Below are 26,293 nucleotides of genomic sequence, written 5' to 3' on the forward strand. Positions count from 1 at the left end.
CACCGTGCCGGAGGAGCTGATCGCGACGATGGCCAAGGATTCGATCGTGTTCGCGTTGTCGAACCCGGACCCGGAGATCCACCCGGACATCGCCCGCAAGCATGCGGCGATCGTGGCCACCGGACGCTCGGATTTCCCGAACCAGATCAACAATGTACTTGCCTTCCCCGGGGTGTTCCGGGGTGCGCTCGATGCCGGTGCCCGCCGGATCACCGAAGGTATGAAGCTCGCCGCCGCCGAGGCAATCCTCTCGGTCGTCGGTGACGAGCTGGCTGTAGACAAGATCGTTCCCAGCCCGCTCGATCCTCGCGTCGCCCCCGCTGTCGCGGAGGCAGTCGCCGCCGCTGCTCGTGCAGAAGGCGTCACCGACTAGCGAGAATCCACCCGAGCACCCCGATCCGGAACCCGCACCCACGGTTCCGGTGTCGGGGTGTTCGCGACGGATCCGGCAGTCGGTGATCCCAAGTGTCTTTTCCGGTGGGTGGCCGGCGCGCGCGGTCCTGTCGTAATGTCGCAGGAGAGCGTAAATCCAGGAGGTCCACCATGGCTCCAGTGCGCGTTCCATTGTCAGTAGAGCTGTCGTGGCGTCTTCACGCGACGCGGACAGCGAGATTCGGTCATGAGTGACGGGGCCCCGATCCTGATGACCGGTGTGGGCGGTGGTTACAGCAGTATCAGCCGGCTGGTCGCCGAGCAGCTGCTGCGCAGTGGCGAGCCCGTGCGGGCGATGGTTCATCGCGATGACGGCCGCGCCGACGCACTACGGGAGCTGGGAGCGGACATCGTCGTGGGCGATCTGACCCGCCCCGGCGACGTCGCCGCGGCGCTGACGGGCGTGACGCGGATGTTCTTCAACATGAGTGTGTCCGCGGACTATCTCGAGGCGGCCGCCGTTGTGTGCGCGATCGCCGACGAGCGGGGCGATCTCGAGGCGTTGGTGAACATGTCCCAGATGACGGTGTCGCAGATGACGTCGACCAGCACCGACGAGTCTCGGCACCAACGGCTGCACTGGCTCGCCGAGCGCATCATGAACTGGTCCGGTCTGCCCGTCGTCCACGTCAGACCCACAGTCTTCCTGGACAATCCGCTGTTCACCGTCGTGGCGAGCCGTTCCGTCGCCGAACGCGGCGTCTTGGCCTTGCCGTTCGGTACCGGCAGGACCTCGCCCGTCGCCGCGACCGACGTGGCCCGAGTGATCGCCGCCATTCTTCAGGATCCAGCAGGGCGAATCGGGCAGGTTTTCGAGCTGACCGGCCCCGCCGTCCTGGACATCGACGGCCTCGCCGAGCAGTACACGCGTGGCTTGGGACAGTCGGTGACGGGATCCGATCTGCCCCACGACGACTTCGTGGAGTTGTTGAGCGCCGTTCCCGACATCTCGTCGCACACCGTGCAACACCTCCTCACCGTTGCCACACTGCACCGCGACGATCGCTACAACCGGTTGACCACCGACGTCGAGGACGTGACCGGCCGGCCCGCGCAGTCGGTCGAGCAATACGTCGCCGCACACCGCGAGCTGTTCTCGAAGCCGGCCGCCGCCGGGTAGTGAGGGCCGAGAATCGCCACTACTTGCGCCACCCGTTCGAGCGGCGATCACGTCGCTCGCACCCATGACCTTGCGACGTCGCATACTGTGCCGATGATCTTTGAACATGCGCTGCTGTCCGTGACACCCGCGAGGGTCGAGGAATTCGAATCTGCATTCGGGCAGGCCGAGGCGATCATTTCGTCGATGCCGGGATTCCTGCGACTGCGATTGTCACGCGGCCTCGAGCGACCGAATGTCTATCTCCTGCTGGTCGAGTGGGAAGAACTCGAAGACCACACCGAAGGCTTTCGGCAATCGTGCCGGTACCAGGAGTGGAAGGACCTGCTGCACCACTTCTACGATCCCTTCCCGCTCGTGGAGCACTACGCGCCTGTCCGCGAAGTGTGATTCGACGCCTCGCCGAGGCTGGCGCAACACGCGGACACCAGTCTGGTGGTGGCGGGGCTGCCGCCGTCACCGCAGGACGGGCATACCATCGTGACGGTCCGTGCGATTTCGTCGACGGTGACGGTGAGCGGCACGGCGCACTGGCGGCACCATCTGTGTCGCGTGACGGCGTTGACGTGTGTCGGCGACGCGACGCATTGGTGAATCCACCGTCGGTGCAGCGGGCACGTCGTCCGATCATCGGGGGACAAGGTTCGTGCATCCTCAGCGGCGTCTTCCCTGGCCAGTTGATCACTGAGCATGGTCGCGCAGGTCCGTCTCACCCCAGATGAGTGGTGGCGGGCCGGTGCGGGCCGGATCGCGCAGGAGGTTGTCATGGAGTCACCTCGACGAGATCGAACCGGGAGTGCAATTGCGCCCAGGTGGCCCGGCGACGGCCGTCGCGGGTGCGGTAACCGCTGCCCGGCTCCGGAACCCAGGTCCGCATCAGATCGTCACGTACCGCGGGACGGTCGGTGGGTTCGCACGTGTGCGCCAGCGCGGCGACCAACCACACCCGGGAGGTGGTGCTGCCGGGGGATACCGAGTGGGTATCCGCGCCAAGCGGGTTCGTATTCATGGGTCGTCCTCGCGTCGGTCCCGGTCGCGTTCCCGCACTCGAAAGAGGCTGGCCCTCAACGAGTTGCTGATCCGCGTGGGATTCTCTGTCTGACCTCATGATCCGCCGGCTAGGGTGTGACGAGTGTCTCATTTCCTGACACCAACTGATGCGGGCGACGTCAGATGTCGATGCCGAATTCCTTGATCTTGCGGTAGATGGTGGCCCGTGAGATGCCGAGAGCTGTTGCGGCGGCCTTCTTGTTGCCGTGATTCTCTTCGAGGCTGCGCACGATGGCGTCGCGTTCGAGGGCTTCGATCTGTGTGAGTGTGTGGCGGCTCAGAGCGTGGCACATCGGGGGCAGCTGCTCGACCTCGACGACACCGGAGCGCTGACGCTGGACCACATCGTGCAGAACCTGGCGGAGCTCGGTGACGTTTCCGGGCCAGCTGTACTTGCAGAGTTGGCGCATCGCCGCAGGCGAGAGCGACAAGTCCGCGCCGCGACCGAGCTGCCTCAGTAGATGCGGTACCAAGCTGTGGAGATCGTCGATGCGATGACGCAGCGCGGGCATGGTGACGGTATGGCTGAAGTGGGGAAGGATCAGTGTGTCGAGGTCGGTATTGTGATCGGTTCCGCCGATGGTCGCACCGATCCATCCGGCGTGCTCGCGTCCTTGAATGAGGTCGGCGACGATCCGCTGCTGTGACTCGCCGAGGAGGTCGATGTCGCGCAGGATGACGCTGAATCGGTCTTGCCCGAGTTCCTGTTCGAGTGCCGACAGGGCGGCGCTGTCGCCCGCGAGTTCGGCCACCGTGAAGATCCGTGTGCGGATGGGAATGTGTTCGATGGCAACAGCTTTGAGAGCTGATCCGCGGCCGCTTCCGGTTTCGCCGGACACGGTGACCCACTGTTGTTCACGCGCGCAGCGAGCGATTTGCTGGCAACTGCGACGCCAGGACGCGCTGCTCCCGGTGATTCCGGGCAAGACGCGGATGCTCTCGAGCGCAGGGGATCCCGATGTGGGGATCTCGAGTAGATGCACGTAGAACAAGGCCATCTGCCTCCGGGCGCCGAGCCCGAAGTCCTCGACCGATGACAGCCGGGCCGTCTGCCCGCTGGGCAGGGCGACGATGTGTCGTTGGGTGGCGGGCGCGCCGCTCAGGTCGACGGCGTGTTCGAGCAACGCACCCTGATCCTGGGCATCCAGTGCCACGCGTAGTTTTCGGTTGACGAGAACGACATCGTCTCCGAGCGCCAACACTCCCGTTTGGGGTGACCGCCGACAGGCCTTCAGATAGGTGTTGAGTAATGCGGTCTGGTCCGCACTGGCCTGTGCGAGGAGGCGGCCTTCGATCTGAGCCGTGGCGGATTTGGCGAGGGTGGCCAACAGCGGGCCCCCGTCCTCTACCCAGCCGGTGAGATCGAGCGCGCCGACGAGGGCGCCGGACATCGGATGGGTGATCGGGACACCGGCGCACGCCAGTTGCCCGAGACAGTCGGCGTAGTGCTCGGCGCCCGTCACCAGGGTGGGTTGACGGGTTTCGAGAGTGGTGCCGATGCCGTTGGTGCCGGCGAATTCTTCCGCGTAGCTGTAACCGGGTATCAGTTGGACGTCGTCGAGTGTGCGATCGAGTCGTCGGCTGGCGGTGATCCTGGTCAAGATCACTCCGTCAGCCGAGGTCAGGATGACGCTCACCGGTTCGTCGACCAGTCCGTCCGCGAGCTGCCGCAGGACGGGTTCGGCTGCCGCCACGAGAGGGCAGTCCAGATTCGGCTCTCGCACGAACGGGAGGTCGAGCTGATCCGGGCGCACCTTGAGCGACTTCGATCGCTGCCACGAGTACGAGATGGGCTGGCGAACGGAGCTGTCGAGGTCGTCGTCGGCGAGGAACAGCTCTCGCGCCTTCTGTAGATCCTTGCTGGTCATGCTGTATTTACGCCCCGATCCTCCACCTCTCACGTAGTTGAGAGTACGTCGTCTCGATGTGAGACGGGTCTCAATATGAGACGGGGTGGTGGAGGGCCGGGGTCAGGTCGGGGACGGCCGCGATGCATTGCCATCGACGTGGCCCTTCGCCGCAGATGAAGGGGGATGATCGGTTCGCTGTAGCCGCTCGGCGCACACGTCGAGAAGACGGTGCCGGAGGGTGTCGTCGAGGGGCGGGAAACGGCGCCTGGCCAGGCCTTGCAGGCGCGCGAAGTACTGCGCCTCGGTCCACCCGAACGTGACGAAGATGTCTTCGGCGCTGCCGCCGCCGAACACTGCCCACCGGTTGCCGAACTCCAGGACGAGGTCGTCGTCCCGTTTCGATCGGATGCGTGGTTTCGTGGGTGTCATATCGCACGCCCCGGATTGAGAATTCCGGTGGGGTCGAACGCTGCCTTGACTTCTGCCATCAGGGACCTCTCCACCGAGCCGATCATGGGTTCGAGGTAGCGGCGTTTGAGGTCGCCGACGCCGTGCTCGCCCGTGATGGATCCACCCAGCGCCAAGCATTGCGCCACCATCTCGTCGAAGGCCTGGTGGGCCCGTTCGGCGGCGTCCGGATCTGCGGCGTCGAACACGATCGTGGGGTGGAGGTTGCCGTCGGCGGCGTGCCCGAAGGTGCCGATGAGGAGGCGGTGGTGGTCGGCGATTCGGGTAATGGCGTCGAGCATGTGTGGTAGCCGGGGCACCGGCACGGCCAGGTCGTCGAGCAGAGTGCTGCCGCGGCGCTCGAGGGCGGTCAGCGCCAGACTGCGGGCCTGCATGAGGGCGTCGCCTTCGGCGGGGTCGGTGCTCATGTACAGCTCCGTGGCCGCGGCGGCACGGCACGCGTCCGCGCTGCGCTGCGCTTCCGCCGGGGCTGCGTCGCCGTCGCACTGGATCAACAGCAGCGCACCGGCCGTCTGGTCGAGACCCATGCGGGTCATGTCGTTGACGGCCGAGATAGTGGTGCGGTCCATGAGTTCCACCAGGCTCGGGTCGGCCACCGCCTGAATCGCCATCACTGCGTCGACCGCCCGGACGGGCTCGGCGAAGGCGGCGACGACGGTGGCCGTGCGTGCCGGTGGTCGACGCAGCCGCATGGTCGCCTCGACGATGACGGCCAGGGTGCCCTCGGACCCGACCAGCAGTTGGGTCAGGTTCAATCCGGCGACATTCTTGCGGGTGGTGGCGCCGGTGTGGATGATCCGGCCGTCGGCGAGCACCGCCTTGATCCGGGCGACGTGGTCGCCGGTAACCCCGTATTTCGCGCAGCATGCTCCGCCGGCGTTGGTCGCGAGGTTTCCCCCGATCGTGGAGACGGCGCGACTGCCGGGGTCGGGAACGTACCAGAGTCCGCGCTCCGCCGCCGCGGCAGCGAGATCACCGTTGATCACTCCCGGCTCGACCGTCGCGGTGCGGGACTGTTCGTCGATGGTGAGGATGCGGTCGAGTTTCTCGGTGCTGAGCACGATGCAGCCGTCGATCGCGTTGGCCCCGCCGGCGAGTCCGGTGCCCGCCCCTCTCGTGACGACCGGAATGCCGTACCGGTGGGCGGTTTTCAGGGTTCTCACGACGTGGTCGGTGGTCCGGGCGCGGACCACCGCGATCGGATGCCCGGAGGGGGAGAGCATCGACTGGTCGCGGGTGTAGGCGATCATGGTGTCGCTGTCGGTCACCACGGCATCGCCCAGTGCCGCGAGCAGACCCGCGACGGGACCGGTCGTCACCACGGTCATGCTTGTCCTTCCACAGTGTTGTATTCCGTCGGGTTGTGCACCGCACCGGGTTACCGATTGATCTCCAGTTCGCCCATGCGGGACCAGTCGGTGCCGGGTAGGTCGGTGTGGAGGATGCGCGGTGTCTCGCTCAGTGCCGGGCGCATCGCGTCCAATCCCTTCCGGAAGTGGTCGGCAGCGACGTGGTCGGACCCGGCCTGCCCGTCCCGGAACGCCTCGATCAGCACGAACTCGGCGGGATCGTCTGCGTTGCGATGCCATTCGAACCAGAGATTGCCCGGCTCGGATCGGGTCGCGTCGGTGAACTCCTTGGTGACGAGTAGCCAGTCGTTCCGGTACTTGTCGAGGACCTTGAACTTCACCACGATGAAAATCACGATGGCTCACTTTCTTTCGGACGAATTCCTCACCGCGGGAACGGGGGAGTGGGTCACCGCCTCGCAGGACCGTCGAGGCGGTGACCCACTGCTTGCTCTAGTAGATGTTCGACGGGCGGACCATGCCTTCGGCGAGATCGCCGAAACCGGGCGCCATGATGGCACCGGGATTGCCCAGCACCTCTTCCACGACAGCGGTCTCCGTGGTGATCAGAAGTGCCGCGATCGAGGCCGCGCTTTCGAGTGCGGCGCGGGTGACCTTGAACGGATCGATCACCCCGTCGTCGAACATGTCCCCGTATTCGCCGGTGAGCGCGTTGAACCCGTGCCCGAGCGGCAAACCGGCGACCACCTCGACGACCTCGTCGCCGTCGAACCCGGCGTTGATCGCGATCCAGCGCAGCGGTTCGGCAAGGGCGCGGCGCACGACGTCACACCCGATGGCCTCGTCGCCGGTCAGGTCGAGATCGGCCAACGCCCGATGCGACTGCGCCAGCGCGGTACCACCACCGGAGACGATCCCCGCCTCCACCGCGGCGCGAGTGGCGGCCAGGGCGTCCTCGACGCGCAGCATCCGCTCCTTGAGCTCGACGCTGGTCGCGCCACCGACGCGGATGACGGCAACCCGACCGGTGAGCCGGGCGATGCGCAGTTCGAGGCTCTCCTGGTCCGCCTCGATCTTGGCGCGCTCGTGCTGGGACTCGAGCTGGGCGATGCGGGCGTCGAGCAGTCGCTGGTCCCCGTGCCCGCCGACGATCGTGGTCTCGTTCTCGGTCACGGTGATGCGATCACACGAACCGAGATGCGCGACACTGATTTCGGACAGTTCGATGCCGGTGTCCTTGGCGATCACGTGCCCACCCAGCGCCACCGCGAGGTCTTCGAGCTCGGCGACCCGGCGGTGCCCGAAACCGGGGGCCCGGACGACCACCGACTGCATCGTCTTGTGCATGTTGCCGCCGACGAGTAGTTGCAGCGCCGGCCCGTCGACCTCCTCGGCCAGCACCACCAGGGGCCGGTCGGCGCGCTTGGCCACCTCGATGCTCGGCATGATGTCTTGGACCTGGGTGATCTTCTTGTTGGTCAGCAGGATCAGCGGATTGGTGTGCACCGCTTCCATCCGCTCCGGGTCGGTGACCATGTAGCCGGAGATGTAGCCGTGATCGAACTCGATGCCGTCGACGATGTCGACCGACAGCCCGAGGATGTCGCTCTCCTCGGTGGTGACGACCCCGGACTTGCCGACGTAGTCGACGGCCTTCGAGATGGCGTGCCCGATCACCTCGTCGTCGCTGGCGGCGAGGGTCGCGATCCGCTGCAGATCGCTCTGCCCCCCGATTTGGGAGGCCTGCTCGTGGAGGGAGTCGACGACCACGGACACGGCCCGTTCGATGCCGCGGCGCACCCGCATGGGGTTGGCGCCGGCGTCGACGGACCGCAGCCCCTCGCGGACCATCGCCTGGGCGAGCACGGTTGCCGTGGTGGTGCCGTCGCCGACCACACCATTGGTTTTCATCGCCACTTCCTTGACCAGCTGGGCACCCATGTTGGCGAAGGGTTCGCGGAGCTGTATCTCGCGGGCGATGGTCACGCCATCGTTGGTGATCGTCGGTGGTCCGGTGAGCTTTTCGAGCACCGCGTTGCGCCCCTTGGGGCCGAGGGTCACCTTGACCGCGTCGGCGAGGGCGTTGACGCCGTGCTCGAGCCGCGCCCGGGCGTCCGTGTTGTACCGCAGCTCTTTTGCCATGGCTGATGTCCTTTCGTGCTTCGAGCGGAGGATGCGACGTGCTACGGGACGAGAATCGCGCGGCCGCGCACGCGGCCGGCATCGAGATCGTCGAGTGCTTGCTGGAAATCCTCGAGCCGGTACCGGGTGGTGTGTAACGTGACCTTGCCCTGGGCGGCAAGGATCATGAGCTCCTGGAGGTCGTTGTAGGAGCCGACGAGATTTCCGATGAAGTTGATCTCGGTGGAGATCACATCGATGGTCGGGACGTCGATGTTCTCGCCGTACCCGACGACGTAGTAGTTCCCGGCGCGGCGCAGCATCGCGATCCCTTCTGCGGTCGCGCCGCCCTCGCCGACGAAGTCGACGACGGCTTCGGCGCCGTGACCGCCGGTCAGGTCGAGCACCTGCTGGATGTGGGTGCCGTCGGCGACGATGCCGTGGTCGGCGCCGATCTTCACGGCGAGTTCGACGGCCGCGGGGTTGCGGTCGAGCACGACCACGGTGACACCGGAGATCGCCTTCAGGACCTGGATGCCGATGTGACCGAGTCCGCCGGCCCCGATCACTACGCACACGTCTCCGGGCCGAGTCGTCTTCGCGGCCTTGGCAACGGCGTGGTACGCCGTCAGGCCCGCGTCGGCGAGGGCGGCGACATCGGCCGGTTCGAGCGAGTCGTCGATCCGGACTACGCTGCGGGCGGTGGTGCGCAGATATTCGGCGTAGCCGCCGTTGACGTCGATGCCGGGGAATGTGCTGTTCTGGCAGTGGACGTCGTCTCCGAATCGGCACGCCCGGCACAGTCCGCACGTGATGAGCGGGTGCAGAATCACCTTGTCGCCGACCGCGACATTGGTGACGGCGTCGCCCACGGCGTGGACCCAGCCGGCGTTCTCGTGTCCGATCGTGTACGGCAGCGCGACACCGGACTTCGCCTCCCACTGCCCTTCGAGGATGTGCAGGTCGGTGCGGCACACCCCCGCGCCGCCGATGCGCACGATGACATCGAGCGGGCCCTCGATAGTAGGTTCGGGAATTTCGGTGAGCTGCAGTTTGGTGTGGTATCCCACCACTTGCACGGCCTTCATCGCGGGCTCCTGGTTCTGAGATTGGTGATTCGCGGTGTGGCGCCGACGGATTCGCTGTCGGCGTAGCGGGTGGCGAGCAGGCCGCGGCAGAAGTGCGCGTTGCCTTCCATCGAAATGCGCACCGACTTGGCGAAGCGCAGCCGCATCGGCACCGACTCCGGGGCGATGCGCTTGCCGTCGTCGTCGACGAACACCCGGCTGGCCGGGCAGATGCTCAACCCGATGCCGATCCGGCGACGCAGCAGCGCGGCCTTGGCCTTCCCGGGAGCGAGGTCGCTGAGGGTGAGCCGGTAGATCTCGTTCACACCCACATCGGTGGTCTTCAGGTGCGCCTCGACACACCGCTCCATCGCCGCGGCGTGTGCCTTGGACCGGAACGTTCGGCGCAACTCGTGCAGACTCTCCTCCGCCTCGGAGCCGAAGGTCCCGACGTATCCGGCGTCCGCCGCGAGACCGGCGTTGATCTTGTCGCTGTCGTGATGGTCGTCGAGCAGCACCCGCACCTCGCCGATGTCCTCGACCAGACGCAGGGCGTCGAGGGCGTCGGAGGCCATGAGGTAGGCGAAGTTCGGCGAGCAGAACGCGGTGGGCAGCCGCAGGTGCACGGTGACCCCGTCGTCGTCGAGGGTGACCGACCGGACGAAGCCGAGATCGGTGATCGGCTCGTCCAGTTCCGGGTCGGTGACCGTCGACAGGGCCATCAGGACGTCCTGTTCGGTGCAGACGACGGCGGCGGTCATGACGACACGGTTTCCCGCGCCCCGGCAGCGACCTCCACACCTTCCTGCCCGGCCGGCTCGGCCAGTCGCAGGTTCGCGGGAACGTCGATGTCGTACAGCGCTGCCGCGTTGAGGCCGAGGATCTTCTTTTTCTGCTCGACGGTGATCGGGGCGTACTCGCCCTGCATGTCCTCGGGGATCTGGAAGTCGACGAACTTCTCGATCAGCCACTTCGGGGTCCACAGCGCATAGTCGCTGCCGAACAGGATCTTGTCCTCGCCGATCCAGTAGAGCAACTCGCCGATGATCTGGGCGAAGTAGCGGGGCCGGGTGTGGATGAACGGAAGGGCAACCGCCAGGCCGCCGTACACGTTCGACTCCTGGGTGGCGATCCAGCAGAAGTCCTCGAGGCGCGGCAGGCCCACGTGCTCGACGACGAACCGCAGGTCCAGGTAGTCGGTGGCGACCTTGTCGATGTCGGAGACGTCGAACGCGTCGCGGTCGAGGGGACGGATCGTCGGACCCTTGTGGACGTGAATGTTCTTGATCCCCAACTCGATGCACTCTTCGAGGTAGCGCCGCGACCAGGGGTCGTCGAGTTTGTAGCCGCGGGAGTCGCCGTGCCATTCGGCGGTGTAGAGCTTGACGCCCTGCAGGTTCATCCGGTCGGCGTCCTTGCGGAGCTGTTCGAGCCCGGCCTCCTCGTGGCGGGGATCGTAGGCGTGGTTGTAGGTCAGTTTGCCGGGGTGCTTGGCGACCAGGGCGAGTGCTTCGTCGGTTCGCCCGAATCCGTTGTGGTAGAAGTCGCTGAGCAAGGTGGCCTGGAAGATCGCGTGGTCGACGTATCCCTCCACGAAGATGTCACGCTCGAAGCGTTCGCTGCCGTAGTACGTGTAGGTGTCGTAGTCCCACACGACCTCTTCGGGGCTGAGGTTCTTGTGATAGTCGTAGAAGCAGTCGATGAACTGCTTGCCATGTACGTTCTTCTGGTTCGACTCGCGGGCGTCCCAGACGTGTACGTGACCGTCCACGATGAAGTATTTCTGACCGTCCTTCTGATACATCGGGTCCTCGCTTGGTCCTGTTTTTCGGATGGGCTGGGGGTGTCCGGGGCCACCCTGTGTGGCCCCGGACGGCTGCGATCTACTGCGCTGTGAGGTCGAATCCGATGTACTCGGCGGCGTCCTCCGGGCTGGCGAACAGCAGGGTCTTCTCGTCGAGGTGGACCATGCGCCCGTAGTGGGTGGAGCTGATCTCCTCGAAGATGGACCCGTCGAATTCCTGACCCAGGGCGTCGGTGAGTTCCTCGTAGTCGAAGTCGAGCAGGCGTTGGCCGTCCACGCGGATCATCGACGGGTACTCGGTCAGCTCCACACCGTCCTTGGCGCCCATCACCTCCGCGACGACACGGCCGATGGGGGTGTTCATCAAGGTGACGCCACACATGTTGGAGAACTCGGTGGACGATCCGAATTGCATGCTCACTGGTCCAACTCCTTGGGGATGTCGAGCCCGAGGTCCTCGAGCAGGGAACGGAACTTGTCGGTGGCGGCGTCGAAACTGGTGGCGAAGGTGATCGCCTTGTCGGCCGGCTGCGACCAGATCGGCTGCAGCGCCCGGGCGGCGTCGAGGCACCGTGGCACCCAGATGGCGAGCCAGGTACCGAACAGCTCCTTGTTCGCCTCCCCGTGCTCGGGGTCTCGGGTGAGCAACCGGAACAGGTTGCGGGTGTATGCGAGGTCGCGGTCGTAGTCGTGTTCGCCGGTGCCCACGATGGTGGGCGTGATGTAGTCACCGTTGCCGGCGGCGATCTGCATGACCAGTTCGCTGCGGAACAGGGTGCCGACCAGCTGCTCGAAGACGATGTTCGAGCCGAACAGCAGCTCACACCAGTCGGGAACCGCGGTGAGCCGCTCGACGACCTCGCGGGTGGGCTGCCACTCGGGCGCGGACTGCCAGACCTCCTGGTGGGCGGTGCCGTCGAAGTTCTCGGTGGCCTCGGACAGGTCCAGGTTGAACAGGGCCAGGTCCTGGGCGAAGCGCATCTTGTGGGCGGCGTTCACCGCGACGGCGGTGTTGATCATGTTTGTCGGGCAGGACCGCTGGATGGAGGTGAACACGTGCAGCGCCAACCCGTTCTCGGCGTGCATCCACGCCCCCAGGTTGCGGGAGATGAACGTCAGCCACGGGGTGTTCCAGCCGTCGTAGACCCGGGCACGCTTGGCGTTGGACAGGCACAACTCCACCTGGTGGACCACCTTGGAGTTGTTGCGGTAGATGGTTTGGTCCCATTCCTCGTTCGGATCGAGGAAGGCGTGCCAGTTCGACGACTTCGCGGCCGTCCACTCCTGCGGATAGCCGCCGGGACCGTCACCGAAGCCGTAGATCCAGCCCTGGGAGAGGTGGCGGTCGGGATCGGGCTGCACGTCGACGGTCACGTCCTCGTACATCGTCGACCGCTTCTTGGCCGGCGTGTAGTAGGTGAAGCTGCGGCTGCGGGAGCTGGGGAACTCCAGCGCACCGGCTTCGGAGTCGGTGAACTCGATCTTCGGGAAGCTGCGTTGCTTGGACTCGGCGGTTGCGGTCATCTCGTTTCTCAGTTCTGTCGGTGAAGCAGGAAGGTGGTTTCCCAGGACGTCTACTCGAAGGCGGGGCTGGTGAACTTGTCGTAGAAGATCTGGTCTTTCGGTGTGTCGTTCGCCTCGAGCAGTTCCAGGGCGGCGTCGACCATCGGCGGCGGCCCGCACAGGTACACCTCGGCCCGGCCGATGTCCGGTTCGCGGCGGCCGACGACGTCGGTGACGTTGCCGTCCTCGACGGCGATCGCACCCACGGGCAGCGGGTCCATCGATTCCGAGAGGCAGGCCACGAACGTGAAATTCGTCAGTCCTCGTCCGAGTTCGAGGATCTCGTCGACGTAGAACAGGTCGTGCGGGGTGCGGGCACCGTAATAGAAGTGCACCTGCCGGGTGTTGCCCGTCTCGCTCATGTGCCGCAGCAGCGACAGAAGCGGCGCCATTCCCGCGCCGCCGCCGATGAAGACCATCGGCAGGACATGGCCTTCCTTGATGGTGAACGACCCGTACGGTCCGGTCAGGGCGATCTCGTCACCCACCGAGATCCCGTCCTCGAGCAGCCCGGCGAACTTGCCACCGGGGTATTTCTTGATGAGGAACTCGACATGCCCCGGCGTCGATCGGGTCGTCGCCATGGAGAAGGACCGATGCTCCTCGGTGCCTGGGATGTGCAGGTCGGAGTACTGACCGGGTTTGAATTCGTATCCCGCCGGTTCGACCGGCGCCAACCGGAGCGACACGATGTCCTTGGTCATCGGCTCGATCCCGGTCACCCGAGTGCGCACATCCTGGATGGGGACACCGCCGAGAAGTTCGTCCTCGTCGAAATTGAGCAGCTCGATGGTGCAGTCGCTGTATGCAGTCGAGCGGCAGAGCAGGACGTGTCCCTCGTCGACCTCGGCGTCGTTGCACGCAAACGTCGAGTAGTCCTCCATCTGGATATCGCCGTCGAGGACAAAGGATTTGCAAGCCGAGCAGCGTCCCTCGCGGCAGCCGTGCATCAGGTGGATGCCCTGCCGGAACGCGGCATCGAGAATGTACTCGTCTTCGCCGACTTCCATCTCGATGTCGACGGGCTCGAAGTTGATACGGTGCTTGTCGGCCACGGGGTCTCTCCTGGACTCGTGAAAATGAATGGTGAAGCGGTGGGTGGCGCCGGAGTGGCCGCGGCGCCACCCACCGAGCCTGAGATCAGGCCGGAACTGTGCCGCCGGCGCGGTACGCGGCGATGTGCGCGTTGCGTTCGGCTTCGGACATCTCGTTCAAGAGCACGTTCGGGCTCTGGAAGGTGTTGCCCCGCACGTCGTCGAGAGTCCACATCTTCTTCGGATCGTCCAGATCGAGGTGCGGCTGGCCGACCAGGGTCTTGCCGTCGTCGCGGACGTAACCGAGATCGGAGACGATGTCGGCGAGGTCCTTGCCGTGATGCAGGGTTTCCCACTCCCGGAATCCGGTGAGCCGGCCCATATTCGGGGTCGGCCGGCCCTGGTACTCGCTGCGGAACGCGACGGCGTCGGTCCAGTAGCAGGTTTCCGAGCAGTAGGTCCGCCACTGCTCGTCGACCTTCTCCACGACCATGTCCTCACGGATGAGGGCGGGAACCATGCAGGTCCAGCACCGGTGCGGGTACTGGTACCCGACCTCCTCGAACGCGATCGGCTTGTTGCGGCCGGGGTAGGCGAGCCGGTTGTACTCCTCCCACCACTTGCCGTACTTCGAGTACCAGCCCGGGTACTTGTGCTCGAACCACTCGAAGTCCTTGTCGGTCATCGCGTCGATCCGCCAGTAGTTCACCGGCCATCCGGTGGCGAAGAACCGGGCCACCTCGTGGACGTAGCCCTTGTCGGTGATCCGCTTCCAGGCCTCCTCGACCAGGTCGTGGGGGATCGTCAGCCCGTACTTCTCGAGCGGGATGAGGTAGCTGCGGTAGTAGTCGTCGTAGATCCATCGACGCCACATCTCGGCGTAACTTTCCCGGTCCTTGCGGCGGTCCTTCGTGCCGTACTCGATGAAGGTGCCGATCGCGGCGTCGACGACGCAGTGGTTGTTCCACCACGCGTACCGCAGGTCACGTTCGAGCAGTGGACGGTTGCGTTCGTCGGCGAGTGCCATCAGAAGGATCGAGTAGCCGTTGGAGATGTGCCGCGACTCGTCCGACTGCACCGAGTGGAAGACCGTCGGCAACAGGTAGTCACCGTTGGCGGCCGCCTCGTCGGGCATGGCTACGAACAGGGTGTTGGTGAACGCCGTCTCGGCGACCACGGTCAGGTAGATGTTCGCCGCGGTGATCGCGTCGCCGGTGATGAACCCTTCACCGAACTGCCTGCCGATGGTGCCCGCGTAGTTGTTCGCGAACGCCTTCTCGGTCATGTCGAAACCGGCGGGATCGATGTAGTTGTTCATGTACAGCTTCTTGAGGTTCATCTGAATCGTCGAGTGACGAACCTCGTCGATCATCTGCACCGCCAGCCCGTTGTGGATTTCCGGGTTGGGGACGGCGTCGATGGCCATCGGCATCGCTCGGGCGGCCGAGATCTCCGGGAACGGAATGATCGACAGGAACAGCTTCTGCCACTCGAGCCACCGCTGCTGCACCTGGCGGAACATGTTGCCGCGGATGGCACCGTCCATGGCGCCGTACACGCGGTTGTCCTTCTCTTCCTCCATCGGGAAGTAGGACCGCATGATCTGTTTGAGAGGATCCTTCTTCGGAGCCTTCTCGAAGGTGTAGTCGGTGCCGAACCGGGTGGCCGGGGTTGCGAATGTCGGATCCCATGACAGTTCGGTGATCTTCGCGTGGGCCTTTGTCAGGCTTTGCCTACTCAATGTGCGCCTCCTGGATCGTGAGCCGGCCGGGCGCCGGCTGTGGGGGGACGTTGTGGAAATTGATTGAACCCCGTGATCCAGCTCTCATCCGTCTCAGTATGAGACGCAGGTCACTTCCGGATGGGTGGTGGCTGCCTACACTTGCCCCGCGCCGCGGCAGACCCACGCAGCCCTCGATCAGCCGAAGCAGGAGACCAGAGCGAGTGACCCCACAGCCCACCAGCACGTCACACCACCGCAAGACGCCGAAGTCGAACTCGGACTCGGACTCCGAGGGGGCTCCGGCCTCGAGTTCGCCTGCAGGATCGGACTACCTACGTCTGAGCAATTGGCTCCAAGTATCCTGGTCGCGATCTCGGCAGGCGTTGGGAGACGACGACCGTCCCGCCGCCGCGTATGTCGAGCGCATGGCCACCGACACGGTGCTCGAGCGTGCCGCCCGATCCGTACTGTTCGAGTTGACCGTCGCCATCGAAAATGAGCCGGTATCACTGATTCTCACCGATGTGAACGGCATCGTGCTCTCCCGCACGGGCGGCGACAGCGCCTTGTTCACCGCACTCGACCGAGTCGACCTCGCCCCGGGCTTTCGCTACGCGGAGACCCAGGTCGGCACCAATGGAATCGGCACCGCGCTCGAGGTCGGCCGACCTCTCCTCGTGGATGGAGACCAGCACTTCAGTGGTCCGCTGCGGTCCTTCTCCTGCGCGGGAGCGCCGGTGACGCACCCCATCACCGGGGCGATTCTCGGTGTCGTGGACCTGACCACCGCCGCGCAGAATTCCAACACCCTGTTGCTGTCCTTCGCGACACTCGCCGCAACCCGCCTTCGTGAGCGCATGCTCGACGACGCAACCGAACTGGACCGGGCGATCTTCAGTGCGTACCGGTCCGCATGCCGGCGCTCCAGCCGACCCGTCGTCGCTGTCGGTGACGAGGTCGTGATGATGAACTCGCTGACCCGGCAACAATTCGACTCACCAGACCAGATGGCGATTCTCGAACGCACCCGAGACATCGGCGGTGAAACGACACCGGTCACGATCCTCACCGAGCTGCCCAGCGGAACGGTCGCACGCCTGAGTTACGAGCCGACATTCACCGGTAGCCGGCTGGCAGGAGGCGTCGTCCGGATCACGAAACAGGTTGCTTCGCTGCGCCTTTCCACTTCGAAGGCGAATGTACCCACCCCGCCCGCGATTGCCGGTGCCAGCCCGCTCTGGCGGCACACGGTCCAGGCGGTCGTCGACGCCTGCCGGCGACAGGACTGGCTGGTCCTCGACGGAGAACCCGGCGTCGGCAAGACCGCCCTGATCCGAGCGGCGCACCAACTCGTACCGGACCGCGGACTCGCCGTACTCGACGCCACCGCACTCGGCGACGACCTCCTCACCGAGGCCTCCGACGAACTCGACAGCGGATCCGACCTGGCAATACTGCACGCACACGTCCTGAACGACACTCATCTCGCCGCACTCGCGGACCTACTGCAGGGCCCCCAGGCGCAGGAGCCGCCTCGCAGACCGTGGGTGGTGCTCACCCGGTATCCCCAGGACTCGACCGACACCACTCCACTGCTGCGCATGTTCCCCAAATCGATCACGGTGCCACCCCTGCGGCACCACCTGGACGATATTCCCGATCTTGTGCGCAGCCTGCTCGACACCCTGGGGGCCACCGGCCTCACCCTGTCTCCGGCCGCCTCGAATCAGCTCGCGCGTCTGGCGTGGCGCGGAAACGTCACCCAGCTGAAGAAGGCTCTCGAGGACACCTACCGGCGGCAACGGTCCGGTGTCGTCGAAATCGACACCCTGCCTCCCGCATGCCGTTCCACCACACGCCGAACGTTGACCAGGATGCAGGCGCTCGAGCGGGACGCGATCGTGGACGCGCTCGCGCTTCATGCCGGCGACAAGACTGCCGCCGCCGCCGCCATCGGCATGTCCCGAGCGACGATCTACCGCAAGATCCGCCAATTCGGCATCGTGCTCTGACCGACCGTACCCCTGGAATGTCAGATTGAGACATCGCTGCGCTCTCCCTCGAGGGATGCTCTCGCCGAACCACATTCACCCGCCCAGCCTCGGGTGTCAGACAGGAGAAATCGATGACCAACCCGAACGGACTCACCACAGTCGCCGGTGCGCCGGTACCCGACAACCAGAACAGCCTCACCGCCGGCGCACGCGGTCCGATGCTCCTGCAAGATGTCTGGCTTCTCGAGAAGCTCGCGCATTTCGACCGTGAAGTCATCCCCGAACGCCGCATGCACGCCAAAGGTTCGGCCGCGTTCGGCACCTTCCGCGTCACCCACGACATCACCGCACACACCGACGCCGCCGTATTCTCGGAGATCGGCAAGCAGACCGAGGTCTTCCTGCGTTTCTCCACGGTCGCCGGCGAGCGCGGCGCCGCCGACGCCGAACGCGACATCCGCGGATTCGCCGTCCGCTTCTACACCGAGCAAGGCAACTGGGACGTCGTCGGCAACAACACCCCCGTCTTCTTCTTCCGCGACCCCCTCAAGTTCCCCGACCTCAACCACGCGGTCAAGCGCGATCCGAAGACCAACCTCCGGTCGGCGGAGAACAACTGGGACTTCTGGACCAATCTCCCGGAGGCGCTGCACCAGATCACCATCGTGATGTCCGACCGCGGCATCCCCGACGGCTACCGGCACATGCACGGATTCGGTTCACACACCTTCTCGTTCGTCAACGAGGCCGGGGAACGCTCCTGGGTGAAGTTCCACTTCCGCACTCGGCAAGGCATCAAGAACCTCACTGACGAAGAAGCCGCCGTCGTCGTCGCCGGCGATCGCGAGTCGGCGCAGCGCGACCTCTTCAATGCAATCGAGGAGGGCAATTACCCGAAGTGGACCCTTTTCGTGCAGATCATGCCGGAAGCCGACGCCCAGACCTACCGCTACCATCCGTTCGACCTCACCAAGGTGTGGTCCAAGAAGGACTATCCCCTCATCGAGGTCGGGGAACTCGAGCTCGACCGCAACCCGGAGAACTACCACGCCGACGTCGAGCAGGCCGCGTTCTCCCCGGCGAACATCGTTCCCGGCATCGGCTTCTCCCCGGACCGCATGCTGCAGGGCCGGCTGTTCTCCTACGGCGACGCCGCCCGCTACCGGCTCGGCGTCAACCACCACCAGATTCCGGTCAACAGTCCCAGAGGGGCAACCCACGTCAATTCCTTCCACCGTGACGGCGTCATGCGCGTCGACGGCAACCAGGGCAGCGTCCCGAGCATCGAACCCAACTCACACGGCCGATTCGCCGACCAGCGCGGCTACGCCGAACCGCCACTCGAAGTCGGCGTGGTCGCCGACCGGTTCGACTACCGAGCAGACGACGACAACTACTTCGAACAGCCCGGCAACCTCTTCCTCAGCATGACTGCCGACCAGCAGACAGTGCTGTTCGAGAACACCGCTCGTGCCATCACCGGAGCGTCGGCTGCCGTCATCGAGCGCCACATCGCCAACTGCACCCAGGCCGACCCCGCCTACGGCGAAGGCGTGCGAAAGGCCTGTGAAACCCTCGGCGCCTTGTAGTTCGCGACATCCCAGCCCGTGATCTGCGCATCACCGCCAGTTCACGGGTGGGGTCGCACCGGCCGACCAGTCGCTCCCGTCGTCGCGCCTATCGGACCGCGTTCGGCACCGCACCCTCACCGGAGATCGGGCCGCGGCCGTCAGCGGGGCCCCGCGGCACCGTGAAGGTGGCGGCGACGCACAGAATCGCAATCGCGAAGCAGGCGATGGTGTACCAGAGATTTCCGATGGGGTCGCCATTGCTCGTGATGCCGTCGACAGCGCCGAAGTAGCTGGGCAACGCGGTCACCCACAGAATGCCCATCACGGCGAGGTACACCACGCTGTAGACACGGACGAAATCGTTCGAGTAGGCGGGTACGTCCGACGTCCCCCGCCGCAGCCGCGACCACTGCCGGACCAGGATCGGGATCGCGACGAGCACGACGACCATCAGTTCGGTCGCGTAGAGAATTCCACGGACCGTGGTGCTCTCCATTCCGAGGACCGTCGCCGGGATCGGGAGGATGAACGTGCCCGCCGATGCCAGGAGACCGATCACGATCGTGCGCCACACCAGCTCGAGCCCGGTGAAGTCCCGTCCCTTGTCGGCGTAGCGCCCCACGAAGAACTGAACGCACAGGGCCAGCGACATCGGCCACAGGGCCGCGAACACCACCACGCTCGGTAGTGGGACCGAGTCGAACATGGGCTGGTTGACCGGGTTGGTGGTCGACCATTCCCACCACCTCAGCTGCGGTCCGAGCTGGTCGAAGATTTCGTAGAACGCGTGGTGCACGAAGCCCACGCAGACCGCGCCGACGAGTATCCCGCACTTCCGGAAGACGCCGAGCATCCGGACAAGCTCGAAGGCGAGCGTGGCCATCAGCGGATAGATCGCGATGATGTACAGCGGCAACCGGCCCCACAGGAAGTCCACGGTGAACACGTTGTGCGCGAACATCGTGTCCACGTGCTCCTCGATTCCGAACGCCGCCGGAAAGTACAGCGGTGGCTCGATGACGAACAGGTACGCGGTGGCCCCGAACCAGAGCACCAGATTGGTCGGATCGCCGTTGCGGCGCCAGCGCAGGATCGCGAATACGAGCGCGAGCACCGACCCGAGCACGATGGTGAGCTCGAGGACCGGCAGGGTCCAGTTCTCCAGCGCCAAGGGACTACGGACCTCGACGAGTCCGCCGGCCTCGGCGCACGAGAATCCGAGCGCAGTCGAGAGTTGGTCGAAGGTGGGCGAGCAGAGATCGGCCATCAGTCGACCACCGCCGCGACGGGATCGGTCCGGCGTGTGCGCGACTCTGCGGTGTACCAGCGGGTGCAGTCGTAGCCTGCGTCGTATCGGATGAACCACTCGTCGGCGAGCGCGGGCAGTTTTTCGTGCGTGGGGTCGTGCTTCGGCATCTGACTACGGACGATGCCGGCGAGGGCGGTCAGCTGTTCACCGCGCGGGAGGTCGTCGAACGCACGCGGCATGACGCCCTTGCTCAGGTAGGGCGCGAACACCGTGAGCAGTTTCTGCTTCGTCCGGTGCGTGGCGAACATCGACATCGAATCGACCTTCCGCTCCTTGATCGGCACGTGCTGATTGAAGCCGGCGCAGGCGATCCGCATCACCTTCATCACGTGTGCGAAGATCGACGGAGCCATCCGCATCCGGTACAGCTCTTCCCCGACAAGGGAATTGAAGATGATCATCGCCGAACTTCGGTGTTCGACCTCCTCGACGAAGTGCCAGATGAACAGGGAGGCGACCCGGTCGTCTCCCGGCCGGAAGAGGGTCGCGTCGTTGTCGAGCATCAGTTTGAATACCGGCGTGAAAGTCGCCTCCAGGTCCGCGGTGTAGGCGAGTCGGTAGTTCAGAGTGGTCGCCTCGGTGAGGAGGTCGTACTCGCCGATCACCGCGTCGAGGGTGTTCTGGAGCCCCGGGTATCGCTTGATCAGGGCTTTGACGTGCTGGCGATGCGCGGTCGAGTGGTGACCCTCCTGACGCATGAACGCCATGGCCTCTTCTGCGACCTCGGGATCGGTCATCCGCGGTTTGGCCTGCATGATCGCCTTGACGATCATCTTCTCGAAGCCGACGGCCAGGAACGAGATCGCATTCGACATGCTCGACCAGGCCGGGTTGTCGGGGTTCCAGAGGAACGGGACGTCCTGTTCGTCGAACGCGAAATCCATCTTTCTGGGGTGCAGGTCGGTCATGGGGATACCTCGTCTCGTGCGGCATGAGTGGGCTGCAGCCTCTGGGTGGGTAGAGACCCAAGTGATTAATAACATACATACATCGAACTGATTGTATGATTACGTTTCGATGGTTCCCTGGAGACTGTCTGCGAAGCAGGCCTTCGAGTCGGAGGCTTATGCGTTCGCGGTAACCTCTGAGTCCAGGTCGGGAGGTGCGCCGACAGCCCTTGCGCGACGTTCGGGCCCCGCGTTGTGAGAGGTAGGGAAAAGACAGTGGCTGGCAGGCGTGGGTGGGGTGGCAGTCCGCCTGAAAGTGACGAAGAAGCGTCCCGGCGAATCGTCACCGCCGCAGTCGAGCTCATCAGCCGGAAAGATACGGCGATCAGCATCGCCGACGTTGCGGAATCCCTCGGCGTCATCCGTCAGACGGTGTACCGGTACTTTCCCAGCACCGACGCCCTCTTACGGGCCGCCGCCATCGCCGCCGTCGACGGATTCCTCGACCGCCTCGCAGCACACCTCGTGGGTATCGAGGATCCCGCAGAAGCTGTGGTCGAGGCCGTGATCTACACGCTCAACGAAGCGCCCCGCATACCGCAGCTCGGCATCATGCTGTCCGGCTCTCACTCCCACACCGCGGGAATCACGTCCGATGAAGCCCTTTTGTTCGGAATGACGATGATCAGGCGCTTCGACGTCGACTGGGAGCGGCACGGCTACGATGAGCCGGCCCTGCGTGAGCTCGTCGAATATCAGCTGCGGACGATGCAGTCGTTCTTCATCTCGCCCGGAAACCCGCCGCGTAGCCAGGACGAACTGCGTGCGTATCTGCGACGGTGGGTGGGATCGACGGTCGCCGTCCCGCGCAGTCCGGCGTAGCGACCAACGGGGATCTGCCGAAGGCTGGTCACGGTCGTATCTGGGTTGCGAGGTGGGGATGGTGTCGCCCGTGCAGGCTGGCTATTCGCCGCGAAGGACGGTGGTGCCCCGCCGGCTGTCCGCGGAGTCCTTCCCATTCGGGGAACGAGCCCGGACGGCGACTGGTGAGGTGCCGGGTGTTGCTGGTGAGGTCGATCAGGCACCGGGCGGCGCCCTGCACGGAGAGGTGGTGCCGTCGTGCCACGTCGAGCAGTTCGTCGAAGGCCTGGGCATCGCTGTAGCCGCGGCTGGTGATCAGAACCGCTTTCGCGGTGGTCAGGAGTTCACGGTCGGACGGCCCGCGGCGCCGGTCGAGGAAGCTTCGGGTGGGTCGCGGGGGGTTCGGGGTATCGGATTTCAACATGTGGCATCGTCCTTTTGTCTACGAGATTCCCCCAGGTCGCGGTCTCGTAAACGTGCGTACCCGAGTGTTGCTTCGTGTGGGCTCGTCTAGGCCACGGTGATGACGACGTTGCCCCTCTTGTGTCCGGTGTCGACGTACCGATGCGCCTCGACGATGCGTTCCAGGGGATAGCTGCGGTCGATGACGACCCGCAATGTGTCCGCTTCGAGGAGCTGCTTGATGTACGCCAATGCGTCGTTCTTGCGGACGGACATACCGGTGACGACTTTCCTACCGCCTCGGAGCGACGTCCAGAGTGACAGCACGTAGTTGTTCAGCCCGGATGTGGGAACGTAGCACCCGTTCTCGGTGAGCGAGCCCTTGCACCGAGCGAACGAGTTCCTGCCCACCGTGTCGAAGACGACGTCATATGCTTCGGTGTTTTCGGTGAAGTCCTCTTTGGTGTAGTCGATGACCTTGTCGGCGCCCAGGGACTTCACCATCTCCATGTTGTGCGGACCGCACACGCCGGTGACCTCCGCGCCGAAGGACTTGGCGAGTTGCACCGCGTAGGTGCCGATGCTGCCGGAGGCGCCGTTGACCAGGACCTTCTGTCCGGTTCGCACCTTCGCCTTGTCCCGGAGGAAGAACAGTGCGGTGGTGGCGCCGTCGACGGCGGCGACGGCCTCTTCGTAGGTCTTGTCGACTGGCTTCAGTGCGAGCGAGGCGGATTCCGGCAGGCACTTGTATTCGGCGTAGGCGCCGATCTCGAAACCGGTGAACCCGAATACTTGATCGCCCGGCTGGAACCGGTGTACGTCCTTGCCGACGGCCTCGATCTCTCCGGCGAGCTCGAGGCCCAGGGTCCGCAGTCTCCTTCGTGGCCGTCGCAGCCCGAGGATGAACCGGCCCCAGAGCGGTTCGCCCCGCCGCATCTTGCATTCGGCTGTTGTCACCGTTGTCGCGTGGACTTTCACCAGGACTTCGCCGTCCTTGGGCGTTGGTTTCGGGACCTGCGCGAGTTCGAGTACGTCGGGTCCGCCGAACCGGGTGTGGATGATCGCCTTCATCGCGGACCTCCTCGGCGGCGTTCCAGGTCGTCGCGCCTCGAACAAGCTCACGGCCAAGCATAGTTCTCCGGCATCCTCGTCGTGGGGTTGTGCGGGCGGTCAGGGTGTCGACACCGCACACCTAGGGTGTGTTTTCGCGCACGGCGATCCGCGGGACTGTAGTGGCGTCGGTATGTCCGGCTCCCCCTGTCCAGAAGGACCGAGCGTCCCGCCGTCAACCCAGCGGCGCAAGCACACTGGTTGGTGATTTGATGGAACACGCTGCGCGAGTGAACTACCGAGAGCATCGATCCGATCCGTTCCCGCTGTCCGCGGCGCAGCACGGGCTGTGGTTTGCGCAGCAGCTCGCCCCGGAGGTGCCGATCTGCATTGCGCAGTACGTCGACATCCGCGGGCCGCTGGACGTCGATCTGTTCCGCGAGGTAGCACTCGTCGCCGGCCACGAATACGAGTCCGTGTTCCTGCGTCTGGTCGACGTCGACGGTGAGCCGCACCAGGTGGTCGACCCACCGGCCGACGCGGCCATGGGAATCGTCGACTTCCGCGGTGCATCCGACCCGATGGCCGCCGCCGAGGCGTGGATGCAGGAGAACTACACGGCACGAGTCGATTTCGAGCACGACTATCTGTGCGAATCGTCGCTGCTGCGGGTGGGTGACGAGCGGCACCTGTGGTACAGCAGGATCCACCACGTCGCCCTCGACGGATACGCGGCGATGACGATGGTCAATCGTGTCGCCGCCCTGTATACCGCGGCAGTCCAGGGCCTCGAGCTTCAACCGAACCGTGCAGCGGACCTGCACACCCTGCACCGCCTCGAAGAGGAGTACCGGGCATCCCACCGGTTCTCGTCCGACGGCGACTACTGGGCCGAACGTCTCCACACACGCACGAACGGCGCCTCCCTGACCGACGTCGAGGCTCCGCCTGCAGCCCACAGTCTCACCGTGCGCACGGCGCTGTCCGCCGATACCGTCACACGGCTCGAGGACACCGACGGCCGGCCGGGCGCGACGGCAGCGGCCGCGTTGATCGCCGCCTTCGCCTGCTATCTCTCGCGGCGGACGGGACGGCAGGACGTGCTCGTGGACATTCCGCTGTCCGCACGCACCACCGCTGTACTGCGCCGATCCGGCGGAATGCTCGCCAACGTCGCCCCCCTGCGGGTGCAGGTCCGACCCGACGACACCGTCGGCGACCTCGTGACCCGGGTCCAGCACGAACTGATGGGAGCAATGCGGCACCAGCGCGGCAACGTCGAGGACATTCTGCGCGAGCTGGGCGTGTCCGCCGAGGCCCGCAGGATCTCGGGACCGATGATCAACGTGATGCTCTTCGATCAGGATCTCACCTTCGGGTCGCTGACCGGAGACTTCCGGATCCTCACCACCGGTCCCGTCCCGGACCTGTCCGTCAACGTGTACCGGAGCGGCACCCCGGCGTCGACGATTGTCGAGTTCGAGGCCAACCCGTACCGCTACCGCGACGACGACCTGCAGTCGCATCACGCCGGCGTCGTCGAATTGATCGACGAACTGCTCGCCGCCGACCCCGGCACTCCGCTTGCGGTGATCGGTGTGGCGGAGTTGGAGTGCTTGACGCCGGTGGTGGGTGAGGTGTCGGTGTCGGAGGTGACGTTGCCGGAGTTGTTGGCGGCGTCGGTGGTTGCGGATCCGGGTGCGGTTGCGGTGGTGTGTGAGGGTCGGAGTGTGACGTATCGGGAGTTGGATGAGGAGTCGAATCGGTTGGCGCGGGTGTTGCTCGAGGCGGGGGTGGGTGCGGAGTCGGTGGTGGCTGTGGCGGTGGCGCGGTCGGTCGAGTCGGTGTTGTCGGTGTGGGCGGTGGCGAAGACGGGGGCGGCGTTTTTGCCGGTGGATCCGCAGTATCCGGCGGGTCGTGTGGAGCACATGGTGGTGGATTCGGGTGTGGTTGTGGGGGTGACGCTTTCGCAGTTTCGGGATCGGTTGCCGGGTTCGGTGCGGTGGGTGGTGCTCGACGATGCGGTGACGGAGTCGCGGTTGTTGTCGGTGTCGGCGGGGGTGGTGACCGATGTGGATCGGGGTGCGTCGGTGCGGGTGGGTCAGGCTGCGTATGTGATTTATACGTCGGGGTCGACGGGTGTGCCGAAGGGTGTGGTGGTGACGCATCGGGGTTTGGCGAATGTGGTGGCTGCGCAGCGTTCGGGTTTCGGGGTGTGTGCGGGTGCTCGGGTGTTGCATTGTGCGTCACCGAGTTTCGATGCGTCGGTGTTCGAGTTGGTGTGGGCGTTGGGGTTGGGTGCGCGGTTGGTGGTGGTTCCTCCGACGGTTTACGGTGGGGAGGAGTTGGCGCGGATTTTGGTGGGGGAGTCGGTGACGCATGCGGTGTTGACGCCGACGGCGTTGTCGTCGGTTGATCCGGCTGCGGTGGGGGCGTTGGGTGCTTTGGTGGTGGCGGGTGAGGCGTGCCCGCCGGAGTTGGTTGCGCGGTGGGCTCCGGGTCGGCGGATGTTCAATGCGTATGGGCCGACGGAGGCGACGATCATGTCGAATGCGAGCGGTGGTTTGGTGGTGGGGGAGTCGGTCACGGTGGGTGGTCCGGTTCGTGGGTTCGGTGAATTGGTTCTGGATGGGCGGTTGCGGCCGGTGCCGTTCGGGGCGGCGGGGGAGTTGTATTT

General features: G+C 65.2%; 24 protein-coding genes. 7 read left to right on the forward strand and 17 right to left on the reverse strand.

Annotation, left to right across the window (positions count from 1 at the left end; all coding sequences use genetic code 11):
• The 3 genes from G9373_RS37555 to G9373_RS37565 form a co-directional block, all read left to right on the forward strand.
• The coding region (locus G9373_RS37555; RefSeq protein ID WP_277346727.1) for a malic enzyme-like NAD(P)-binding protein at window positions 1-373 on the forward strand (373 nt) is incomplete at its 5' end.
• Window positions 374-619: 246 nt separating this feature from the next.
• Entirely contained in the window at window positions 620-1,552 is a 933-nt protein-coding gene (locus G9373_RS37560) for an NAD(P)H-binding protein (protein WP_005571681.1), read from the forward strand.
• Window positions 1,553-1,645: 93 nt separating this feature from the next.
• Window positions 1,646-1,942: an antibiotic biosynthesis monooxygenase gene (locus G9373_RS37565; protein ID WP_054247800.1), complete on the forward strand. Its 297-nt coding sequence runs from the start codon at window positions 1,646-1,648 to the stop codon at window positions 1,940-1,942.
• A gap of 373 nt (window positions 1,943-2,315) precedes the next feature.
• Here the strand turns inward: G9373_RS37565 and G9373_RS37570 are convergent, their stop codons facing one another.
• The 13 genes from G9373_RS37570 to G9373_RS37630 form a co-directional block, all read right to left on the reverse strand.
• Entirely contained in the window at window positions 2,316-2,561 is a 246-nt protein-coding gene (locus G9373_RS37570; RefSeq protein ID WP_005571679.1) for a hypothetical protein, read from the reverse strand.
• A 160-nt stretch (window positions 2,562-2,721) separates the two neighbouring features.
• On the reverse strand, window positions 2,722-4,470 hold the full coding sequence (locus G9373_RS37575) for a helix-turn-helix domain-containing protein (protein WP_054247797.1): 1,749 nt from the start codon (window positions 4,468-4,470) through the stop codon (window positions 2,722-2,724).
• A gap of 102 nt (window positions 4,471-4,572) precedes the next feature.
• Entirely contained in the window at window positions 4,573-4,881 is a 309-nt protein-coding gene (locus G9373_RS37580; RefSeq protein WP_167120073.1) for a hypothetical protein, read from the reverse strand.
• Window positions 4,878-6,248 (reverse strand): FAD-linked oxidase C-terminal domain-containing protein, encoded by a 1,371-nt coding sequence (locus G9373_RS37585; protein WP_167120076.1) that lies wholly within the window; start codon window positions 6,246-6,248, stop codon window positions 4,878-4,880. Before G9373_RS37585 ends, G9373_RS37580 begins: the two co-directional genes overlap by 4 nt.
• 50 nt (window positions 6,249-6,298) lie before the next feature.
• Window positions 6,299-6,625, reverse strand: a complete 327-nt coding sequence (locus tag G9373_RS37590; protein WP_007297714.1) for a putative quinol monooxygenase — start codon at window positions 6,623-6,625, stop codon at window positions 6,299-6,301.
• Window positions 6,626-6,722: 97 nt separating this feature from the next.
• Window positions 6,723-8,372, reverse strand: a complete 1,650-nt coding sequence (groL, locus tag G9373_RS37595) for a chaperonin GroEL (RefSeq protein ID WP_167120079.1) — start codon at window positions 8,370-8,372, stop codon at window positions 6,723-6,725.
• A 41-nt stretch (window positions 8,373-8,413) separates the two neighbouring features.
• Complete coding sequence (locus G9373_RS37600) at window positions 8,414-9,439, reverse strand: NAD(P)-dependent alcohol dehydrogenase (RefSeq protein ID WP_005264693.1); 1,026 nt, start codon at window positions 9,437-9,439, stop codon at window positions 8,414-8,416.
• Window positions 9,436-10,179 (reverse strand): iron-sulfur cluster assembly protein, encoded by a 744-nt coding sequence (locus G9373_RS37605; RefSeq protein ID WP_005264694.1) that lies wholly within the window; start codon window positions 10,177-10,179, stop codon window positions 9,436-9,438. Before G9373_RS37605 ends, G9373_RS37600 begins: the two co-directional genes overlap by 4 nt.
• Window positions 10,176-11,222 (reverse strand): amidohydrolase family protein, encoded by a 1,047-nt coding sequence (locus G9373_RS37610; RefSeq protein WP_164065823.1) that lies wholly within the window; start codon window positions 11,220-11,222, stop codon window positions 10,176-10,178. Before G9373_RS37610 ends, G9373_RS37605 begins: the two co-directional genes overlap by 4 nt.
• A 79-nt stretch (window positions 11,223-11,301) precedes the next feature.
• On the reverse strand, window positions 11,302-11,643 hold the full coding sequence (gene mimD / locus G9373_RS37615; RefSeq protein WP_005242368.1) for a propane 2-monooxygenase effector subunit MimD: 342 nt from the start codon (window positions 11,641-11,643) through the stop codon (window positions 11,302-11,304).
• The gene (locus G9373_RS37620; protein WP_005264695.1) at window positions 11,640-12,746 is read right to left on the reverse strand and encodes an aromatic/alkene monooxygenase hydroxylase subunit beta; all 1,107 of its coding nucleotides are present in this window, start codon (window positions 12,744-12,746) and stop codon (window positions 11,640-11,642) included. Before G9373_RS37620 ends, mimD begins: the two co-directional genes overlap by 4 nt.
• Before the next feature lie 50 nt (window positions 12,747-12,796).
• Complete coding sequence (locus G9373_RS37625) at window positions 12,797-13,840, reverse strand: 2Fe-2S iron-sulfur cluster-binding protein (RefSeq protein WP_007297707.1); 1,044 nt, start codon at window positions 13,838-13,840, stop codon at window positions 12,797-12,799.
• Window positions 13,841-13,925: 85 nt separating this feature from the next.
• Window positions 13,926-15,560, reverse strand: coding sequence for a methane monooxygenase (locus G9373_RS37630; protein WP_005264697.1), 1,635 nt, complete (start codon window positions 15,558-15,560; stop codon window positions 13,926-13,928).
• Window positions 15,561-15,925: 365 nt separating this feature from the next.
• Between G9373_RS37630 and G9373_RS37635 the strand changes: the two genes are divergently transcribed.
• Window positions 15,926-17,554 (forward strand): helix-turn-helix domain-containing protein, encoded by a 1,629-nt coding sequence (locus G9373_RS37635; RefSeq protein ID WP_054247791.1) that lies wholly within the window; start codon window positions 15,926-15,928, stop codon window positions 17,552-17,554.
• A 113-nt stretch (window positions 17,555-17,667) separates the two neighbouring features.
• Window positions 17,668-19,125 (forward strand): catalase, encoded by a 1,458-nt coding sequence (locus tag G9373_RS37640; protein WP_167120082.1) that lies wholly within the window; start codon window positions 17,668-17,670, stop codon window positions 19,123-19,125.
• Window positions 19,126-19,213: 88 nt separating this feature from the next.
• Here the strand turns inward: G9373_RS37640 and G9373_RS37645 are convergent, their stop codons facing one another.
• Both G9373_RS37645 and G9373_RS37650 read right to left on the reverse strand, forming a co-directional pair.
• Window positions 19,214-20,374, reverse strand: coding sequence for a hypothetical protein (locus tag G9373_RS37645; protein WP_054247789.1), 1,161 nt, complete (start codon window positions 20,372-20,374; stop codon window positions 19,214-19,216).
• On the reverse strand, window positions 20,374-21,324 hold the full coding sequence (locus tag G9373_RS37650) for a metal-dependent hydrolase (RefSeq protein ID WP_005264701.1): 951 nt from the start codon (window positions 21,322-21,324) through the stop codon (window positions 20,374-20,376). Before G9373_RS37650 ends, G9373_RS37645 begins: the two co-directional genes overlap by 1 nt.
• 255 nt (window positions 21,325-21,579) lie before the next feature.
• Between G9373_RS37650 and G9373_RS37655 the strand changes: the two genes are divergently transcribed.
• On the forward strand, window positions 21,580-22,185 hold the full coding sequence (locus G9373_RS37655) for a TetR/AcrR family transcriptional regulator (RefSeq protein ID WP_005566541.1): 606 nt from the start codon (window positions 21,580-21,582) through the stop codon (window positions 22,183-22,185).
• A gap of 28 nt (window positions 22,186-22,213) precedes the next feature.
• Here the strand turns inward: G9373_RS37655 and G9373_RS37660 are convergent, their stop codons facing one another.
• Window positions 22,214-22,588 carry an ANTAR domain-containing protein gene (locus G9373_RS37660; protein WP_005566539.1) on the reverse strand — a complete coding sequence of 125 codons (375 nt, stop codon included), beginning with the start codon at window positions 22,586-22,588 and terminating at the stop codon, window positions 22,214-22,216.
• An 86-nt stretch (window positions 22,589-22,674) separates the two neighbouring features.
• The gene (locus G9373_RS37665) at window positions 22,675-23,637 is read right to left on the reverse strand and encodes an NAD(P)-dependent alcohol dehydrogenase (RefSeq protein WP_054247788.1); all 963 of its coding nucleotides are present in this window, start codon (window positions 23,635-23,637) and stop codon (window positions 22,675-22,677) included.
• A gap of 269 nt (window positions 23,638-23,906) precedes the next feature.
• On the opposite strand from G9373_RS37665, the gene G9373_RS37670 reads away from it, so the two are divergent.
• The coding region (locus G9373_RS37670) for an AMP-binding protein (RefSeq protein WP_346842899.1) at window positions 23,907-26,293 on the forward strand (2,387 nt) is incomplete at its 3' end.

Origin of the sequence: Rhodococcus sp. A14 (assembly GCF_011603105.1) — a bacterium.
Lineage (GTDB): Bacteria > Actinomycetota > Actinomycetes > Mycobacteriales > Mycobacteriaceae > Rhodococcus_F > Rhodococcus_F opacus.

What these genes read in the sequence shown, in the direction of transcription:
- G9373_RS37650 (WP_005264701.1), bottom strand. Translation starts at nt 21,324, where the DNA reads ATGACCGACCTGCACCCCAGAAAGATGGATTTCGCGTTCGACGAACAG.
- G9373_RS37600 (WP_005264693.1), bottom strand. Translation starts at nt 9,439, where the DNA reads ATGAAGGCCGTGCAAGTGGTGGGATACCACACCAAACTGCAGCTCACC.
- G9373_RS37660 (WP_005566539.1), bottom strand. Translation starts at nt 22,588, where the DNA reads ATGTTGAAATCCGATACCCCGAACCCCCCGCGACCCACCCGAAGCTTC.
- G9373_RS37585 (WP_167120076.1), bottom strand. Translation starts at nt 6,248, where the DNA reads ATGACCGTGGTGACGACCGGTCCCGTCGCGGGTCTGCTCGCGGCACTG.
- G9373_RS37565 (WP_054247800.1), top strand. Translation starts at nt 1,646, where the DNA reads ATGATCTTTGAACATGCGCTGCTGTCCGTGACACCCGCGAGGGTCGAG.
- G9373_RS37570 (WP_005571679.1), bottom strand. Translation starts at nt 2,561, where the DNA reads ATGAATACGAACCCGCTTGGCGCGGATACCCACTCGGTATCCCCCGGC.
- G9373_RS37640 (WP_167120082.1), top strand. Translation starts at nt 17,668, where the DNA reads ATGACCAACCCGAACGGACTCACCACAGTCGCCGGTGCGCCGGTACCC.
- G9373_RS37580 (WP_167120073.1), bottom strand. Translation starts at nt 4,881, where the DNA reads ATGACACCCACGAAACCACGCATCCGATCGAAACGGGACGACGACCTC.
- G9373_RS37575 (WP_054247797.1), bottom strand. Translation starts at nt 4,470, where the DNA reads ATGACCAGCAAGGATCTACAGAAGGCGCGAGAGCTGTTCCTCGCCGAC.
- G9373_RS37620 (WP_005264695.1), bottom strand. Translation starts at nt 12,746, where the DNA reads ATGACCGCAACCGCCGAGTCCAAGCAACGCAGCTTCCCGAAGATCGAG.
- G9373_RS37605 (WP_005264694.1), bottom strand. Translation starts at nt 10,179, where the DNA reads ATGACCGCCGCCGTCGTCTGCACCGAACAGGACGTCCTGATGGCCCTG.
- groL (WP_167120079.1), bottom strand. Translation starts at nt 8,372, where the DNA reads ATGGCAAAAGAGCTGCGGTACAACACGGACGCCCGGGCGCGGCTCGAG.
- G9373_RS37610 (WP_164065823.1), bottom strand. Translation starts at nt 11,222, where the DNA reads ATGTATCAGAAGGACGGTCAGAAATACTTCATCGTGGACGGTCACGTA.
- G9373_RS37665 (WP_054247788.1), bottom strand. Translation starts at nt 23,637, where the DNA reads ATGAAGGCGATCATCCACACCCGGTTCGGCGGACCCGACGTACTCGAA.
- G9373_RS37645 (WP_054247789.1), bottom strand. Translation starts at nt 20,374, where the DNA reads ATGGCCGATCTCTGCTCGCCCACCTTCGACCAACTCTCGACTGCGCTC.
- G9373_RS37560 (WP_005571681.1), top strand. Translation starts at nt 620, where the DNA reads ATGAGTGACGGGGCCCCGATCCTGATGACCGGTGTGGGCGGTGGTTAC.